Here is a 15,167-nt window from a genome sequence, read left to right on the forward strand (position 1 = left end):
GGCTACTCCCTAACGACCACAAACCCCCCGGTTTCCACCACACGCGTGCCGGACAGCCGCGGATCATCGCCGCTCAGGACAACGACTCCGACCGCCTCAAAGCCCGGCTCTTCATTGGTCATGACGCCGTGCATCGTCCCCTGCGATAGCGCGGTCCATCGTCCCTCAGGGGTCAGCACCCAGACATTTGCCGGGCCGTTGAATTCACCGTTCCTGTCAAACGTCTCTGGCCCCACGGCCGCCAAGACCTCGGGCAGGGTGGCAGTGCCGTTGGCATCGCGCAGACCGGGCAGGGCACCGTACTGCCCTTCCAACGCCTGGACGATGCTTGCGGTTACTTCGGTGCCATTGACGTCATAGGCGCGCCTGTTCGTTACCTGAAGGATCGGCCCGAAGCCGCCTTCATACGCATCCTCGAAGTCCACCAGTAACACGGCCCGACCTACGACATATTCCAATCCGTCGTGGCCCTCGAACACGCGTATCCCGGCATAGTCGCCCGCGAAATAGGCGTCGCCCTCCATGGGCATGACAAAGTAGGTTTCATCGCCGTTGTCGTCGAACGCGTTCCGCTGGAAAATGAACCCGCCAAATCCCTGATCGACAGTGCTGCCGGAGCGCACGATCGCCACCTCGGTCGCCCCATTGGCACCACGCGCGGCGACAAGGCGGTAATCGAACGTTTGCAGCGTATCGCCGGTGACAGGATCAACCAGGCGTTCCGTGCCTTCGTAGACGCCAAACCGGCCCAACTGCGCCACGCCTGTCACAGGGTCGCCGCGCGTGTAGGTCGTTGTGCCACCAAAGGCGATGTTCTCGACCCGGAATTCGTCCTGCCCGAAATCGTTCTGGTAGGCGATGTTGGTCACATGGCCCGCGCCGGTTTCGTCATTCTGCGCCTCACGCCGGACAATCGCGCCGTAGGGAGAGGGGTTTCCCGTGCCCGGCAGGGACGCCGCCGGAAGCTCCACCGCCTCGACGGGCGGGCTGGCTGGCGGGGTCACAGGCGTCGAGCAGGCGCCCAGGGCACACAGCATCAGGCCAATCAGGGCGTGTCTCATCCGGGTCCTCCACGTGCCGGGCGAGGGTGGTTCAGATACGCCATGCCTGTCAACGAAAAGCGCCTAGGGTTTTGATCCAGATGGGAAACCGGGCGTGTCGGCATCTTCTGGGTTGCGGGCCAGGTGCTTGGCCTTGATGCCCTCGGATGTGTCGCGACTGCCGTCGTGGCTCCACCCCGGCGGGGCGATCGCATACATCAGCCTGTCGCGCAGTCGGATGCCCGGCTGGGTCACGTCGCGCCAGATACCCACCCATTCGTGGAACGCCACCCGGATCGGGTTGAACGTGCCAAGATTGTGCACAAGACCATAGTCGACTTTTTCATCCTCTTGCTCGGGTACAAACGTGCCGAACATCTTGTCCCAGACGATGAACACCCCGGCATAATTCGCATCCAGATAGCGCGGGTTCCGCCCGTGGTGCAAGCGGTGGTGCGAGGGCGTGTTCATCATCGCCTCGAACCAGCGGGGCATCTTGCCGATCGCCTCGGTGTGGATCCAGAACTGGTAGATCAGGTTCAGCCCGCCGACGAACAGCACCATCGCGGGGTGAAACCCCAGCAGGATCAGCGGCGCGCGGACGATCATCATGAAGGTGAAGGTGCCCGTCCATGTCTGCCGCAGGGCGGTGGTCAGGTTGTAATGCTGGCTGGAATGGTGGTTGACGTGGCTGGCCCAGACCCAGCGGATGCGATGTCCGAACCGGTGCACCCAGTAATAGCGCAGGTCGTCCAGAACGAAGCACAGCGCAACGACCCACCAACCGGTTCCAAGGTCCAGGGGGGTCAGCGCCCAGAGGAACAGGAAGAACCCCCAGGCAATGAACCCCAGCACGATACCGGAGACGACATTGCCCGCCCCCATGATCAGGCTGGTTACCGCGTCGCGGGTTTCATACCGGCCGCCCCGACCCTTGATGGCGATCCACGCAAGTTCGATCAGGATGGCGGCGATGAAGAACGGCACCGCCAGTTGCACCACGTCGGGATAGGTCAGTTGGTCGGTCATGTCGTGCCTCTGATCCTGTCGCGCCAGGCGGCGCAGTCATCCGGGCCCAGCCGCAGCGTGATGCGCGGGGCGGTATAATCTTGCAATCGTACGATCAGGCGGTCTTTTCGTACGGTCACCTGCGCACCGGTCAGGAACCGGGCAGAGGTGTCGGCCCCCATCGGCCAGACAAGGCCGGGGCCCGCGTCGCTGGCGATCAGCGCGGCGGCGCCATTGGCGCAGAGCGTGACAGAGGTCACCGTCGTATCGGGAAATTCGCGCAGCCAGCCGCGCGATGCGTCCTCTTCGGTCAGCAGTTGGCGGGGCTGCGACCAGCCCAGCACATGGGTCAGCAACGCGATGCCCGCGATGCCCCCGACAACCAGCACGACAAGACTACCCAGCGGCATTGCCCATCCTCCCACCTGCATTTCATGCCGGGACGGGGGCGTTTGTCAAAAGGCGCGTGGCGTCAGCCGTTCAGATCGGGCGGGAGCGCAGGAACAGGTAAAGCGGCAAGCCACAGCTGACGCCGATGCAGAAGGTGGCGGGAATCGCCAGAAGCGCGATCCAGTTGCGGCGCACCGCGACCTCTGCCAACACCCAGACCGTCAGCGTGACGGCGGCAATCGTCAGGTCCCAGACCAGGCCGGAACTGGCTGCGTTTGCGTGCCAGGCGTCCACCATGCCCATGATCGACAGGCCGTTTTCCGAAAACCACTGAATGAAATAGGCCATCGGATGCACCGCGCCCCAGACCGCCAGCGCAAGGTAAAGCCAGCGTAGCGGGGTCACAGCGCGACCCCCACGGTGACCGGGCCGGATTGCACAGATACCCCGGTCGCGGTGCTGACCCCGTTCGGTGTGACCCGGACAGAGGTATTGACCGAGGGCCGGATCGGCGGCCCGTCAGCCCCGCAACCGGCCAGAAGCGTCAGGATCAGGGCAGCGGCGATCTGTTTCATCCAAGGATGTCCTTCCAGCGGGCGATCTGCTCGCGCACACGCACCGGCGACGTGCCACCATAGCTTTGACGCGAGGCGACGGAATTGTGCACGCCCAGAACATCATAAACCGCTTCGGTGATTCCGTCATGCACGGCGGTCATGTCGTCCAGCGACAGGTCGGGCAGGTCGCACCCCTTTTTCTCGGCCAGGGCGACAAGCGACCCGGTGACATGGTGCGCGGTGCGGAACGGCAGGTTCAGTTCGCGCACCAGCCAGTCCGCCAGATCGGTCGCGGTAGAGAACCCGCTTGCTGCGGCGGCTTCCAGCACCGGGCGATTGGCGGTCATGTCACGCACCATGCCTTCCATCGCGGCCAGCGCCAGCATCCAGTTGTCGGCCGCGTCGAAGACCTGCTCCTTGTCTTCCTGCATGTCCTTGGAATAGGCCAAGGGCAGCCCCTTCATCACCGTCATCAGGGCGACGTTGGCACCCATGATCCGGCCGATCTTGGCGCGGATCAGTTCGGCGGCGTCGGGGTTTTTCTTTTGCGGCATGATAGACGAGCCGGTGCTGAACCGGTCGGACAAGGTGACGAACCGGAACTGGGCCGAAGACCAGATCACCAGTTCTTCGGCCATGCGCGACAGGTGGATCGCACTGATCGACGCGAGCCCAAGGAACTCCAGCGCGAAATCGCGGTCGCTGACCGCATCGAGCGAATTCGCAGACGGACGGTCGAACCCCAGCGCTTCGGCCGTCATGTGGCGGTCGATCGGGAACCCGGTTCCGGCCAGCGCGGCCGCCCCCAGCGGGCATTCGTTCATCCGTTTGCGCGCGTCGCGGACGCGGGACAGGTCACGGGCGAACATTTCCACATAGGCCATCATGTGATGGCCCCAGGTCACCGGTTGCGCGGTTTGCAGGTGGGTAAAGCCGGGCATGACCCAGTCCGCCCCGGCCTCTGCCTGGCCCAGCAGGGCGCGCATCAATGCCAGCAGCCCGCCTTCGACGGCGTCCAGTTGATCGCGTACCCAAAGCTTGAAGTCGGTCGCCACCTGGTCATTCCGGGACCGGGCGGTGTGCAGACGGCCCGCCGGTTCACCGATCACTTCGGACAGGCGTGCCTCGACGTTCATGTGGATGTCTTCCAGCGCGGTCGAAAACTGGAACGTTCCGGCCTCGATCTCTGACAAAACGGTGAGAAGCCCTTCCCGGATGGCGTCCGCGTCGCTAGGTGTGATGATGCCTTGTGCCGCAAGCATCGCGGCATGGGCCCTTGAACCGGCGATGTCCTGCGTAGCCATGCGCTTGTCGAACCCGATCGAGGCGTTGATCGCCTCCATGATCGCATCGGGACCGGCGGCGAAACGGCCACCCCACATCTGGTTCGAGGACTTTTCGGACATAAGGCACCTATTGGGAGGCAGATTTGAAACGTTTGGTCTTCGGCATCGTCTATACCGCGCTGGCCGCGCTTGCAATTCCGGCGGCGGCCGATCCGTCCTCGGCAGAGGCCCTGCGCGAGGGCGACATGAAAAAACTGGCGTTTCACAGCGATCCCCAGCCTGTCAGTGGCGCCGAGTTCGTAACCTTCGACGGCGCCCCGCTGAAACTGTCGGACTGGCAGGGCAAATGGGTGCTGGTCAATTTCTGGGCGACGTGGTGCGCGCCCTGTCGCCACGAAATGCCGATGCTGTCGGAATTGCAAACCGAACTGGGCGGCGACAGTTTCGAGGTCGTGACCATTGCCACGGGGCGCAACGCGCCGCCCGCGTTGCAGAAATTCTTTGACGAAATCGGCGTCGACAACCTGCCGATGCATCGCGACCCGAAACAGGCGCTGGCGCGGCAGATGGGCATTCTTGGCCTGCCGATCACCATCGTGCTGAACCCGGAGGGGCAGGAAATCGCCCGGATGCGCGGCGATGCGGACTGGTCCAGTGACAATGCCAAAGCGGTGCTGCGCGCGTTGATCAGCCCCGCCGGATAAAAAATGGGCCGCACAAGGCGGCCCCAGATGACGAAGAACCTTCGTCCCCAATGAGTTTTATTTGACCTCGCCGGTCGGGCGTGGCGTGGTGGCTGTTTCTGCCGGCAGGACCGGGTATTCGACCACGGGCACCGTGCCGGTCAGCGAACCAAGAAAGGCGGTAATCTGGCCGATTTCCTGATCGTTCAGGTCGGCGCCAAGCTGCGAGGTCGCCATGATCGCGACGGCGGTTTCCAGATCCCAGACCTTGCCCGAGTGGAAATAGGGCGCCGTCACCGCGATGTTGCGCAGGGGCGCGGCACGGAAGACATATTCGTCGTCGGCGGTGTCGGTCACGGCGAACCGGCCCCGGTCGCCTTCGGGCAGGATGTCGGCGCCCGGCTTTTCGATCAGGCCGAACGGGTAGTAGCCGTTGCCGCCAAGGTTGATCCCGTTATGGCAGGACGCACAGCCCGCATCCATGAACAGTGCCAGCCCCGCTTTTTCATCGTCGGTCAGCGCGTTTTCGTCACCGTTCAGATAGGCGTCGAAGGGCGACGGGGTCAGCAGCGTCGCCTCGTAGGCTTCGATTGCCTTGGCGAAGTTGTCGAAGGTCACCGGGTCGGCTTCGTCGGGGAAGGACGCCTTGAACCAGTCCTGGTACTGCGGCATCGAATTCAGCGTGGCGACAACGTTGTCAGGCGTGTTGGCCATTTCGACGCCAGCCTGCACCGGCCCCTTGGCTTGTGCCGCAAGGTCAGGCGCGCGCCCGTCCCAGAACTGCGCTTCGTTGAAGACGGCGTTCAGCACGGTCGGAGAGTTCCGCGGGCCCTTTTGCCAGCCGTGGCCGATCGAGGTTGGCATGTTGTCGTCCCCGCCGGTTGCCAGGTTGTGGCACGAGTTGCACGAAAACACGCCAGAGGCCGACATGCGCGGATCGAAGAACAGCGCCTTGCCCAAGTCGATCTTGGCCGGGGTGATCAGGTTGTCATTCACGGCCGGCGTGGTCGAGGGCAGTGGCGAGAACATTTCCAGCGCCATTTCGCGTAGGTCGTCGGCCATTGCGCCCTGCGCCGCAAGGATTATCGCAAGGGACGTTGCACAAAGCCGTTTCGTGGTGAACATCGAAAACTCCATAATGTCCAAAAGGTTAACGTTACGCGTTTCTTTTAGAATGATTATAGATCTCTTGTTTTGAATGCGTTGATGTGGATCAAAAGTTCGTGATCTTTGCGTGAAGAGCCGGCTGTCATTGTCGGGGCCTGCACAAGAAATTCCGGGTTCCGCTGTGACAGTGCATGGGATAATGAGCAGCCGATCGTTAAGGAGGCTGGTTTGGATCATTTTCTGTATCGCGACGGCGAGCTGTTTGCAGAGGACGTGGCTGTCGCTGACATCGCTGCGCAGGTGGGCACGCCGTTTTACTGCTATTCCACCGCGACGCTGACCCGCCATTTCCAGCTGTTCAACGAGGCGCTGGAAGGCACCGACCACCTTGTCTGCTATGCCATGAAGGCCGCCAGCAACCAGGCGATCCTGAAAACCCTGGCCGCGCTGGGCGCGGGCATGGATGTGGTTTCGGGCGGGGAATATGCCCGTGCCAAGGCCGCAGGTGTGCCCGGAGACCGGATCGTATTTTCCGGTGTTGGCAAGACCGCGGCGGAAATCCGCGCCGCGCTGGACGGTGGAATCCGCCAATTCAACGTTGAAAGCGAACCGGAACTCAGGGTGATTTCACAGATTGCCAGTGCAATGGGCGCAACCGCACCGGTCACCATTCGCGTCAACCCGGATGTCGACGCCAAGACCCATGCCAAGATCGCGACCGGCAAGTCGGAAAACAAGTTCGGCATCCCCATTGCCAAGGCCCGCGCCGTCTATGCCGAAGCCGCCAGCCTGCCGGGGATCGAAGTCATTGGCATCGACGTTCATATTGGCAGCCAGCTGACGCAGCTGGAACCCTATGAACAGGCGTACCAGAAGGTCGCCGAACTGACCGAACAGCTGCGCGCCGATGGCCACAATATCCGGCGGCTGGATCTGGGCGGTGGCTTGGGCATTCCTTACACCCGATCGAACGAAGCGCCGCCCTTGCCGATGGATTACGGCGCGCTGGTCAAGCGGACGCTGGGCCACCTTGGATGCGAGCTTGAAATCGAGCCCGGCCGCCTGATCGCGGGCAACGCCGGGATCCTTGTTTCCGAAGTGATCTATGTGAAGGACGGCGTAGGCCGGACCTTCCTGATTCTGGACGCGGCGATGAACGATCTGATCCGGCCCGCGATGTACGATGCGCACCACGAAATCGTGCCTGTAAAAGAGGCAGAGCCAGGGGTCGAGATGGCGCCCTATGATATCGTCGGCCCGGTCTGCGAAAGCGGTGATACCTTTGCCAAGGGGCGCGTGATGCCGCCGTTGCAGGCTGGAGATCTGGTCGCTTTCCGTTCTGCCGGGGCCTATGGCGCGGTGATGTCGAGCGAATACAACACCCGTCCGCTGGTGCCCGAAGTGCTGGTGAACGGGGATCAATTCGCTGTCATCCGGGCACGGCCAAGCTTTGACGAAATCATAAATCGCGATACCATCCCCGCGTGGCTGTAAGGCATTCCTCTTGCGGTCAAGGACCGGGGAGAGGTGCATGCCGCAGGACCGCCTGCCGAACGAGATCGACAAGGCCCTGAAATGGCCGCTGGCGCTGACCCGCGCCGGGATGGTGGCGGAACGGATCACGCGCGCGTTCTGGCCGCTGTGGTCTGTGCTGTTCGTCGCTATCGGTGCGCTGTTCCTGGGGCTGCACGACATGGTCGCGGTCGAAACCGTCTGGATCGTCGGTGCCGTTCTGGCGCTGCTGGCCATTGCCGCGCTGGTGCGGGGCGTGATGGTGTTTCGCTGGCCGTCGCGCGCGGGCGCGCTGGACCGGCTGGACGCCACGATGGCGGGTCGCCCGATCCGCGCCGCGCTGGATACGCAGGCGATTGGCTCGGACGATCCGGCGTCGAACGCGGTTTGGCAGGCGTATCAGGCGCGGATGCGCGACCGGCTGGCGCAGGCCAAACCGGTCGAACCCGATCTGCGCGTTGCCCGCGCAGACCCGTTTGCCCTGCGATATGTCGCGCTGCTGGTTCTGGCCTCGGGGCTTCTGTTCGGGTCTGTCATTCGGGTGGGGTCTGTCACCACCTTGACCCCGAATGGCAAGTCGCTGGCCACCGGCCCGGTCTGGGAAGGCTGGCTCGAGCCTCCGGGGTATACACGCCTGCCCGCGATCTATCTCAATGACATCACCGCGGCGTCACTGGACGCACCCGAGGGCAGCCGCATCACCCTGCGGCTTTACGGTGCCGTCGGTGCGTTGTCGGTGGCCGAAACCGTGACCGGTCAGCCGCAGCCCGAAGGCGAGGTGGACCAGCCCACGGCGCAGGAATTCGTCGTCAGGCAATCCGGCGAAATCGCGATCACCGGCGACGGCGGGCGCAGTTGGCAGATCGCGATGATCCCCGATACCGCCCCGACTGTCATCCTCGATGGCGAGATCGAGGTGAGCTATGAGGGTGAAGCGAACATTCCCTTCACGGCCAAGGACGATTATGGCGTGGTTGAAGGCACCGCGCGGATCGACCTTGCGCTGGACCAGGTCGACCGCCGCTATGGGTTGAAGATCGACCCGGAGATGCGTGATGCGATCACCCTGCCTCTGCCGATGCCGATTTCCGGCAGCCGGGCGGACTTCACCGAATCGCTGATCGACAATTTTTCGGAACATGCCTGGGCGAACCTGCCGGTGACTCTGACGCTGATCGCGCAGGATGCGGCAGGCAACACCGGCAACACCCCCCCAGACGTGATAACCCTGCCGGGACGGCGGTTCTTCGATCCGCTGGCGGCGGCGATCATCGAACAACGCCGCGCGCTGTTGTGGTCGCGCGCGAATGCCAAACCGGTTGTTCAGGTGATGCGGGCGATTTCGAACCGTCCGGACGATGTTTTCCGGTCTGCCGTCACCTACCTGCGGTTCAAGACGATCCTGACCCGTCTGGAACGGTATGCAGAACATGACATGACGCTGGAACAGCAGGATGAGCTCTCCATGGCGCTGTGGGACCTGGCGCTGTTGTTGGAAGAGGGCGACTTGCAGGACGCGCTTGAACGGCTGCAACGGGCGCAGGATCGCCTGACAGAGGCGATGAAGAACGGTGCGTCCGATCAGGAAATCGCCGAACTGATGCAGGAACTGCGGGAAGCGACCGACGACTATCTGCGAAAGCTGGCCCAGCAAAACCAGCGTGATGCCGAGCAGAACCCGGAGTTCGCCGAAGGCATGGATCAGGACATGATGCAGATGACCCAGAATGATCTGCAGGAAATGATGGATCGGATCCAGGAGCTGATGGAACAGGGCCGCATGGCTGAAGCCATGGAAGCGATGGAACAGCTGCGCCAACTGATGGAAAACATGCAGGTCACCCAAGGTCAGGGGCAGGGCCAGCCTTCGCCTGGACAACAGGCGATGGAAGGCCTGGCCGAAACCCTGCGGGATCAGCAGGGGCTGAGCGACGAGGCCTTCCGTGACCTGCAACAGCAGTTCAACCAGCCCAACCCGGGGCAACAAGGCCAGCAGGGCCAGCAGGGTGAACAGCAGGGTCAGGGACAGCAAGGCCAGCAACAAGGACAGGGCCAGCAGCCGGGCACTGATCAGCAAGGCGGGCAGGGGACCCAGCAAAGCCTGGCAGACCGCCAGCGCGGGTTGCGGCAGGAACTGAACCGCCAGCGCAACAACCTGCCCGGTCTCGGTGGTGAGGCAGGCGAGCGTGCCCGCGACTCGCTTGGCCGGGCCGAGGATGCGATGGACGGCGCCGAAGAGGCTCTGCGCCAGGGCGATCTGGCCGAGGCGATTGACCGCCAGTCCGAAGCGATGGAAGCCCTGCGCGAAGGCATGCGCGACCTGGGCGAGGCCTTGGCGCAGGAACAGCAGAACCAGGGTCAGCAGGGCACCGCCGATGGGACCGACCCTGGGGAACAGCGCGACCCGCTGGGCCGCAGCGCGGGCAGCAATGGCCAGATCGGCACCGATGAGAACCTGTTGCAGGGCGAAGACGTTTATCGCCGGGCGCGGGAACTGCTGGACGAGATCCGTCGCCGCACCGGCGATGGAGAACGCCCCGAAGCCGAGCTGGAATACCTTGAACGGTTGCTTGACCGGTTCTGAAAGCCGGACGCCGTTCGGTACGAAAAAAGAGCGCGTCCTTACGGACCCGCCCTTTTTTCCGTGACCGTCGTTCTGACTTACAGGAAGTAGACGTCGCGAAAGACGTTACGTGCGATGTCTTCGCGCTTCAGGCCGCGTGCGGCCAGTTCGGCGTCGGTCATGTTTTGATAAAGCGTGATCGCACGCATGCGGGTATTGTTTTCGCCGATGGCAACGATGCCGCGGCCGATGGCGGCAAGGACGTCGCGCAGGCCCGAACGGGCCGATGTTTCTACATGGGTTGCGATATGTGCCATTGGGAGTGCCTCTGACTGTTTTTCGTTTCTTCCCGGAATAGGTAGGGGGTGTGCTGCGATGCAGCAATGCCCGCAAGCGTATAGCCGGGTTTCGTTTGCCGCATGGCTGATCACGCGCGGTCATGAAAAAAGGAGAGCCAGAAGGCTCTCCTTGCGTTTCATGCTGAAATTACTGAAATATTTCGTCGATTCAGACCTACGAACCACCGTTTTGTCCGTCCGACACGCGGGGTTATGCACGGGTTTTGTATCAAGAGCATGACGACAAAAATGCCAGTGTGCGGGGTAAAATTTCTGCGACTGCAAAGGTGCCTGAATGATAAGCGTCAAGGCGTCGTTTGCGCGCTGATGATGCGTTTTGCAAATTATCCCAGATAGGCGCGCAGCGCCGGAGGCGGATCGGTGAAAAGCGATTCGGTGTCCTGCGGCGTGTGCGCAACCCCGTCGGCCACAAGAACTGTCTGGTCCGCGAATTTGCGGGCACCGTGCGGATCGTGGGTGACCATGATCGTCAGGCCGCCGATCTTCCCGCTCACGTCCTGCACAACACCCAGCATCTCTGCCCGGAGGGCGGGGCCCAGGGCCGAAAACGGTTCATCCAGCAACAGCACTGGCCGGGCCTGAATCAAAACGCGGGCCAGCGCTGCACGGCTTTGCTGGCCGCCGGAAAGGGTGGCGGGGCGGCGGTTGCCCATCTGATCCAGACCGACCGCATGCAGGGCGTTTTCGATACGGCTGTGGTCCTCAGGTCTTGTCCGCCCCCCGCGCGGGCGCAGCGCCAACATCAGGTTGCTTCCAACGCTCAGGTGTGGAAACAGGTTGTTGTCCTGGAAAAGGATCGACACCGGCCGCCGGGCCGGCGGCAAAGACGTGATGTCTTGTCCGTTCAACCTGATCCGGCCCGCACTGGGCGCGCGAAACCCGGCGATCAGGTCCAGCAAGGTGGATTTGCCAGCGCCAGACGGACCGATCACGGCAATCCTACCTGTGTCGGGCAGCGTCAGGTCGGCGGACAGACGGAACCCGTCACTGTCGCTTTGCACGTGGTCAAGTTGCAGCATCGGCGCGGCCTCCCCTGTCGAACAGCCAGAAAAGGCCAAGGCTGAGCCCCAGCAGCAACACCGCTGCGCCTGCGGCCTGGTCCATCCGGTAGGCTCCCATCAGGCGATAGATCTGCAAGGGCAACGTTGCATGATCTGGATCGGCGAACAACGCGATCACCCCAAGGTCCCCCATGGACAGCGCGGCGGTCAGCCCGGCTGCAAAGCCAAGAGGGCGACGCAGGCGGGGCAGAAAAACACGGGTCACCCAGACCCCGGGCGACAATCCCAGGGCTTGGGCAAGACGGATGTGGTCGGTGCGGATCGCCTCCGACTCGGGCCGCAGGATGCGGACGGCGAAGGGCAGGCTGACCAGCGCGTTGATCAGCGCGGTCACCACCAGTGCCAAGTCAAATGGGTTTGCAAAAGGGCGCACCAGCAGGAACAGCCCGATTCCCAGCACCAGCGGCGACAGCGCGATCCCCGCCAGCGCCAGCCATTCCCCCATGCGGTTGGCCAAGGCAGTGGCCCAGATCATGCAAAGCAGGGTTGATGCCAACGCGACGCCCAGCGAATGCAGGGCCGCTTGCCAGACTTGGGCTGGCAGCGTCAGAACCGCGCCGATCCCGTTCCACACGACCATCGCCAGCGGGGTCAGCAGAAACAGCGTCGCCGCGACGATCCAGAGCGTATCCAGCAGGACACGGGTCAAGGCCCCGTCCTCCCAGCGCGGAAGATCTCGGTCCAGCCCGACGCCGAATCCGGGCGCACGGCCCAGCCAAAGCGCGACAGAACCGGCGGTCAACGCGATGGCCAGTTGCACCAGCGCCAGCATCGCCGCGCGGGCAATGTCGAAATCGAACCTCAGTGACTGGTAGATCGCCAGTTCCAGCGTTGTCGACCTGGGGCCGCCGCCCAGCGTGAGCGCTACGGCAAACGAGCTTAGGCATATGACAAAGATCACCACGAACGCCTGCGGTGTGATCCGCTGCAGCATCGGCAGTTCAAGCGCGCGAAACACTTGCACGGGCGACAGGCCAAGGCTCGCAGCCAGGCGAAGCCGTTCCGACGGGATTGCCAGCCAGCCTTGCAGGATCATCCGGGTTGCCAGCGGCAGGTTGAAGAACACATGGGCCAGCACCACGCCGTGAAGCCCGTAGATCGACATCGGCGGAACACCCAACCCGCCAAGCGCAAGATTCAGCAGCCCCTTGTTTCCAAACACCGCCAGCAACCCCAGAACAGCGACAATCGTCGGCAGGATAAACGGCGCCCCCAGCAGCGTGATCAACAGTCCCCGGCCCGGAAAGCGCCGCCGGGCAAGGGCGCGCGCGGTGGGGACGGCCAGCGCCACGCTGGCGCCCGCGGACAGGATCGCCTGCGTCAACGTAAAGCGCAGGGCTTGCCAGTCGGCAGGCCCCGGCACGGGCATGTCGCCCGCGCGCGCCAGCACCGCGGCCACTGGGCCAAGGATCAGCCCGGCAACCGCGAGTGCGGCGATTATTGCGACAGCGCGCGCCGCCATTCCTCGATCGCCTCGTCGCGCAGGGCCGCGGACTGGTCTTCATCCAGGAAGATCGCCTTGGCCGGGGCGGGCAGGTCCTGGAACACTTGTGGCCAGTCCGCCTTGGGCAGGGCCGAAGGGTAGGACCAGTTGGTTTCCGGGATGATCTTCTGGAACGTATCGCTGAGGACAAACGCCATGAAGGCATCGGCCAGCTCTGGCTGATCGGTACCCGCGACCTTGGCCACCAGTTCGAAGAAGGCATAGTGCCCTTCGTCGAAGATTGCCGCCTTCTTGGTATCGTCGCCTTCGGCCGCGATGTGATAGGCGGGCGAGGTGGTGAAGGACAGCACCATCGGCGCTTCGCCATCGGTGAACAGGCCATAGGCCTCGGACCAGCCCTTGGTCACGGTCAGGATATGCGGGGCGACGCCTGCCCAGATCTCTTCGGACCGGTCGCCGTAGACGGCCTTGACCCACAGCACCAGCGCAAGACCGGAAATCGAACTGCGCGGGTCCTGGATAATCACCTTCAGGTCGTCGGGGGCGGCCGCCAGTGCCTCGAAGCTGGTGGGTGGGGTGTCCAGGCGGGTGGTGTCATAGACAAACGACACATAGGACCAGTCGAACGGCAGGAACACGTCATCGGTCCAGTCGATGGGCAGGGTCAGTGCGCCGGTGTCCTGACCGTGCGGCGCGAACAGGCCGCTGTCGCGGGCCTTTTTCGTGACATCGGTGTTCAGGCCGATGACCACGTCGGCCTCGGTCCGGTTGCCTTCCAGCAGCAGGCGCGGCAGCAGGTCACCGGGCTTGAACTGCAGGTCACATCCGCACTGGGCCTCGAACGCCGCCTCGATCGCAGGGCCGGGGCCCCAGTCCGAGGTGAAGTAATCGGGGGCATAGACAGTCAGAACGGGCGTCTGTGCCAGCGCCGTGCTGGCAGTGAACAATCCCGCTGCAAAGGTAAGGGCCTTCATGGCATCCTCCAATTTGCGGCGAGAGGGCAAGATCAGAGCGTGATGCCAAACCTTCCCTCCGCCGGTGTTAACCGGTTCAGGTTCAACGGGTTCGCGTTTCCGCATCTCAGCCGTGGGTTTCCCCTTTGGCACCCCGAGGTGACATGAGAGCTAGCGCCGCAATGGGCGGGTTTCAAGGGATTTCTGGCGGGGCCGTCCTTGGCCCCACCTGTACGGGTCAGCGTTCCTTTACGTACGGTTCGCCCCCGGCGCGCGGCGGGATCGCCTTGCCGACAAAGCCCGCAAGGATGACCACGGTCAGGATGTAGGGGAGCGCCTGCACGAATTGCACCGGCAGGGTAAAGCCCAGCATCTGGATGTTCTGGAACCGTGTTTCGATGGCAAACAGGAACCCGAACAAAAGGCAGGCCATCAGTGCATGCCACGGCCGCCACTTGGCAAAGATCAGCGCGGCCAGCGCGATGAAGCCCCGGTTGGCGGTCATGTCCTTGGTAAAGTTCGCCTGCAGGCCGGTTGCCAGATAGGCCCCAGCAATCCCGCATAGGATCCCGCAGATGATGACGGCCGAATAGCGCAGCCGGATGACCGAGATACCGGCGGTATCCACCGCTTCGGGCGCTTCGCCCACGGCGCGCAGGCGCAGGCCGAACCGGGTGCGGAACAGCACCCACCAGGTCAGCGGCACCGCGAACAGCGCGATATAGACAAGGATCGCGTGGCCCGAGATCAGTTCGTAATAGATGGGGCCGATGAAGGGCACGTCGCGCAGCGCTTCGGCAAAGGGCAGGGTGATCGGTTCGAACCGCGCGGCGCCTTCCAGCGACGGGGTGCGGCCCCCTTGTGAAAACCAGTCCTGTGCAATCAGGATCGTTGTCCCGGCGGCAAAAAAGTTGATCGCGACGCCCGAGATCAGCTGATTGCCACGGAAGTTGATCGACGCCAGCCCGTGCACCAACGACAGGAAGATCGACGACAGGATCCCCGCACCCAGACCAAGCCAGGCGTTGCCGGTGCTGTAGGCGACGGCGGCCGAGAAGAACGCCGCGATCAGCATCTTGCCTTCCAACCCGATGTCGAAAATCCCCGAGCGTTCGGAATACAGCCCGGCAAGGCAAGCCAGCAGCAGCGGCGTGGCGCTGCGCACGGTGGAATCGAGCACCTGAATGACGGTGAGAAAATCCAT

15 protein-coding genes and 1 riboswitch are annotated in these 15,167 nt (G+C 63.4%); of the genes, 3 read left to right on the plus strand and 12 right to left on the minus strand.

Going from position 1 to position 15,167, the window contains the following annotated elements; translation table 11 throughout:
* Positions 1 to 2 precede the first annotated feature (2 nt).
* From VK792_RS06275 to argH, 6 genes are all read right to left on the minus strand, one after another.
* On the minus strand, positions 3 to 1,061 hold the full coding sequence (locus VK792_RS06275; protein ID WP_326296517.1) for a hypothetical protein: 1,059 nt from the start codon (positions 1,059 to 1,061) through the stop codon (positions 3 to 5).
* Positions 1,062 to 1,124: 63 nt separating this feature from the next.
* Positions 1,125 to 2,069, minus strand: a complete 945-nt coding sequence (locus VK792_RS06280; protein ID WP_326296518.1) for a sterol desaturase family protein — start codon at positions 2,067 to 2,069, stop codon at positions 1,125 to 1,127.
* Entirely contained in the window at positions 2,066 to 2,458 is a 393-nt protein-coding gene (locus tag VK792_RS06285) for a hypothetical protein (protein ID WP_326296519.1), read from the minus strand. The genes VK792_RS06280 and VK792_RS06285 overlap by 4 nt, the downstream gene beginning before the upstream one ends.
* 70 nt (positions 2,459 to 2,528) lie before the next feature.
* Positions 2,529 to 2,843 (minus strand): DUF2834 domain-containing protein, encoded by a 315-nt coding sequence (locus VK792_RS06290; protein ID WP_326296520.1) that lies wholly within the window; start codon positions 2,841 to 2,843, stop codon positions 2,529 to 2,531.
* Positions 2,840 to 3,013: a hypothetical protein gene (locus VK792_RS06295; RefSeq protein WP_326296521.1), complete on the minus strand. Its 174-nt coding sequence runs from the start codon at positions 3,011 to 3,013 to the stop codon at positions 2,840 to 2,842. Before VK792_RS06295 ends, VK792_RS06290 begins: the two co-directional genes overlap by 4 nt.
* Complete coding sequence (gene argH, locus VK792_RS06300) at positions 3,010 to 4,401, minus strand: argininosuccinate lyase (protein WP_326296522.1); 1,392 nt, start codon at positions 4,399 to 4,401, stop codon at positions 3,010 to 3,012. The genes VK792_RS06295 and argH overlap by 4 nt, the downstream gene beginning before the upstream one ends.
* A 23-nt stretch (positions 4,402 to 4,424) precedes the next feature.
* Between argH and VK792_RS06305 the strand changes: the two genes are divergently transcribed.
* Complete coding sequence (locus VK792_RS06305; RefSeq protein WP_326296524.1) at positions 4,425 to 4,985, plus strand: TlpA family protein disulfide reductase; 561 nt, start codon at positions 4,425 to 4,427, stop codon at positions 4,983 to 4,985.
* Positions 4,986 to 5,042: 57 nt separating this feature from the next.
* On the opposite strand, the gene VK792_RS06310 is transcribed toward VK792_RS06305, so the two are convergent.
* On the minus strand, positions 5,043 to 6,026 hold the full coding sequence (locus VK792_RS06310) for a cytochrome-c peroxidase (RefSeq protein WP_326296525.1): 984 nt from the start codon (positions 6,024 to 6,026) through the stop codon (positions 5,043 to 5,045).
* Between the two features lie 273 nt (positions 6,027 to 6,299).
* Here VK792_RS06310 and lysA point away from each other — a divergent pair, with 273 nt between their 5' ends.
* Positions 6,300 to 7,565, plus strand: a complete 1,266-nt coding sequence (gene lysA, locus VK792_RS06315) for a diaminopimelate decarboxylase (RefSeq protein ID WP_326296526.1) — start codon at positions 6,300 to 6,302, stop codon at positions 7,563 to 7,565.
* Between the two features lie 37 nt (positions 7,566 to 7,602).
* Positions 7,603 to 10,167, plus strand: coding sequence for a TIGR02302 family protein (locus VK792_RS06320; protein WP_326296527.1), 2,565 nt, complete (start codon positions 7,603 to 7,605; stop codon positions 10,165 to 10,167).
* Between the two features lie 77 nt (positions 10,168 to 10,244).
* On the opposite strand, the gene VK792_RS06325 is transcribed toward VK792_RS06320, so the two are convergent.
* From VK792_RS06325 to VK792_RS06345, 5 genes are all read right to left on the minus strand, one after another.
* Positions 10,245 to 10,463, minus strand: coding sequence for a DUF1127 domain-containing protein (locus tag VK792_RS06325; protein ID WP_326296528.1), 219 nt, complete (start codon positions 10,461 to 10,463; stop codon positions 10,245 to 10,247).
* Positions 10,464 to 10,828: 365 nt separating this feature from the next.
* Positions 10,829 to 11,524, minus strand: a complete 696-nt coding sequence (locus VK792_RS06330; protein WP_326296529.1) for a thiamine ABC transporter ATP-binding protein — start codon at positions 11,522 to 11,524, stop codon at positions 10,829 to 10,831.
* Positions 11,511 to 13,028, minus strand: coding sequence for a thiamine/thiamine pyrophosphate ABC transporter permease ThiP (locus VK792_RS06335; RefSeq protein WP_326296530.1), 1,518 nt, complete (start codon positions 13,026 to 13,028; stop codon positions 11,511 to 11,513). Before VK792_RS06335 ends, VK792_RS06330 begins: the two co-directional genes overlap by 14 nt.
* Positions 13,004 to 13,984: a thiamine ABC transporter substrate-binding protein gene (locus tag VK792_RS06340; protein WP_326296531.1), complete on the minus strand. Its 981-nt coding sequence runs from the start codon at positions 13,982 to 13,984 to the stop codon at positions 13,004 to 13,006. Before VK792_RS06340 ends, VK792_RS06335 begins: the two co-directional genes overlap by 25 nt.
* 36 nt (positions 13,985 to 14,020) lie before the next feature.
* A riboswitch (TPP riboswitch) is annotated at positions 14,021 to 14,130 on the minus strand.
* 71 nt (positions 14,131 to 14,201) lie between these two features.
* Entirely contained in the window at positions 14,202 to 15,167 is a 966-nt protein-coding gene (locus tag VK792_RS06345; protein WP_326296532.1) for an ABC transporter permease, read from the minus strand.

The organism is Mesobacterium hydrothermale, from assembly GCF_035818635.1.
Taxonomy (GTDB): Bacteria; Pseudomonadota; Alphaproteobacteria; order Rhodobacterales; family Rhodobacteraceae; genus Mesobacterium_A; species Mesobacterium_A hydrothermale.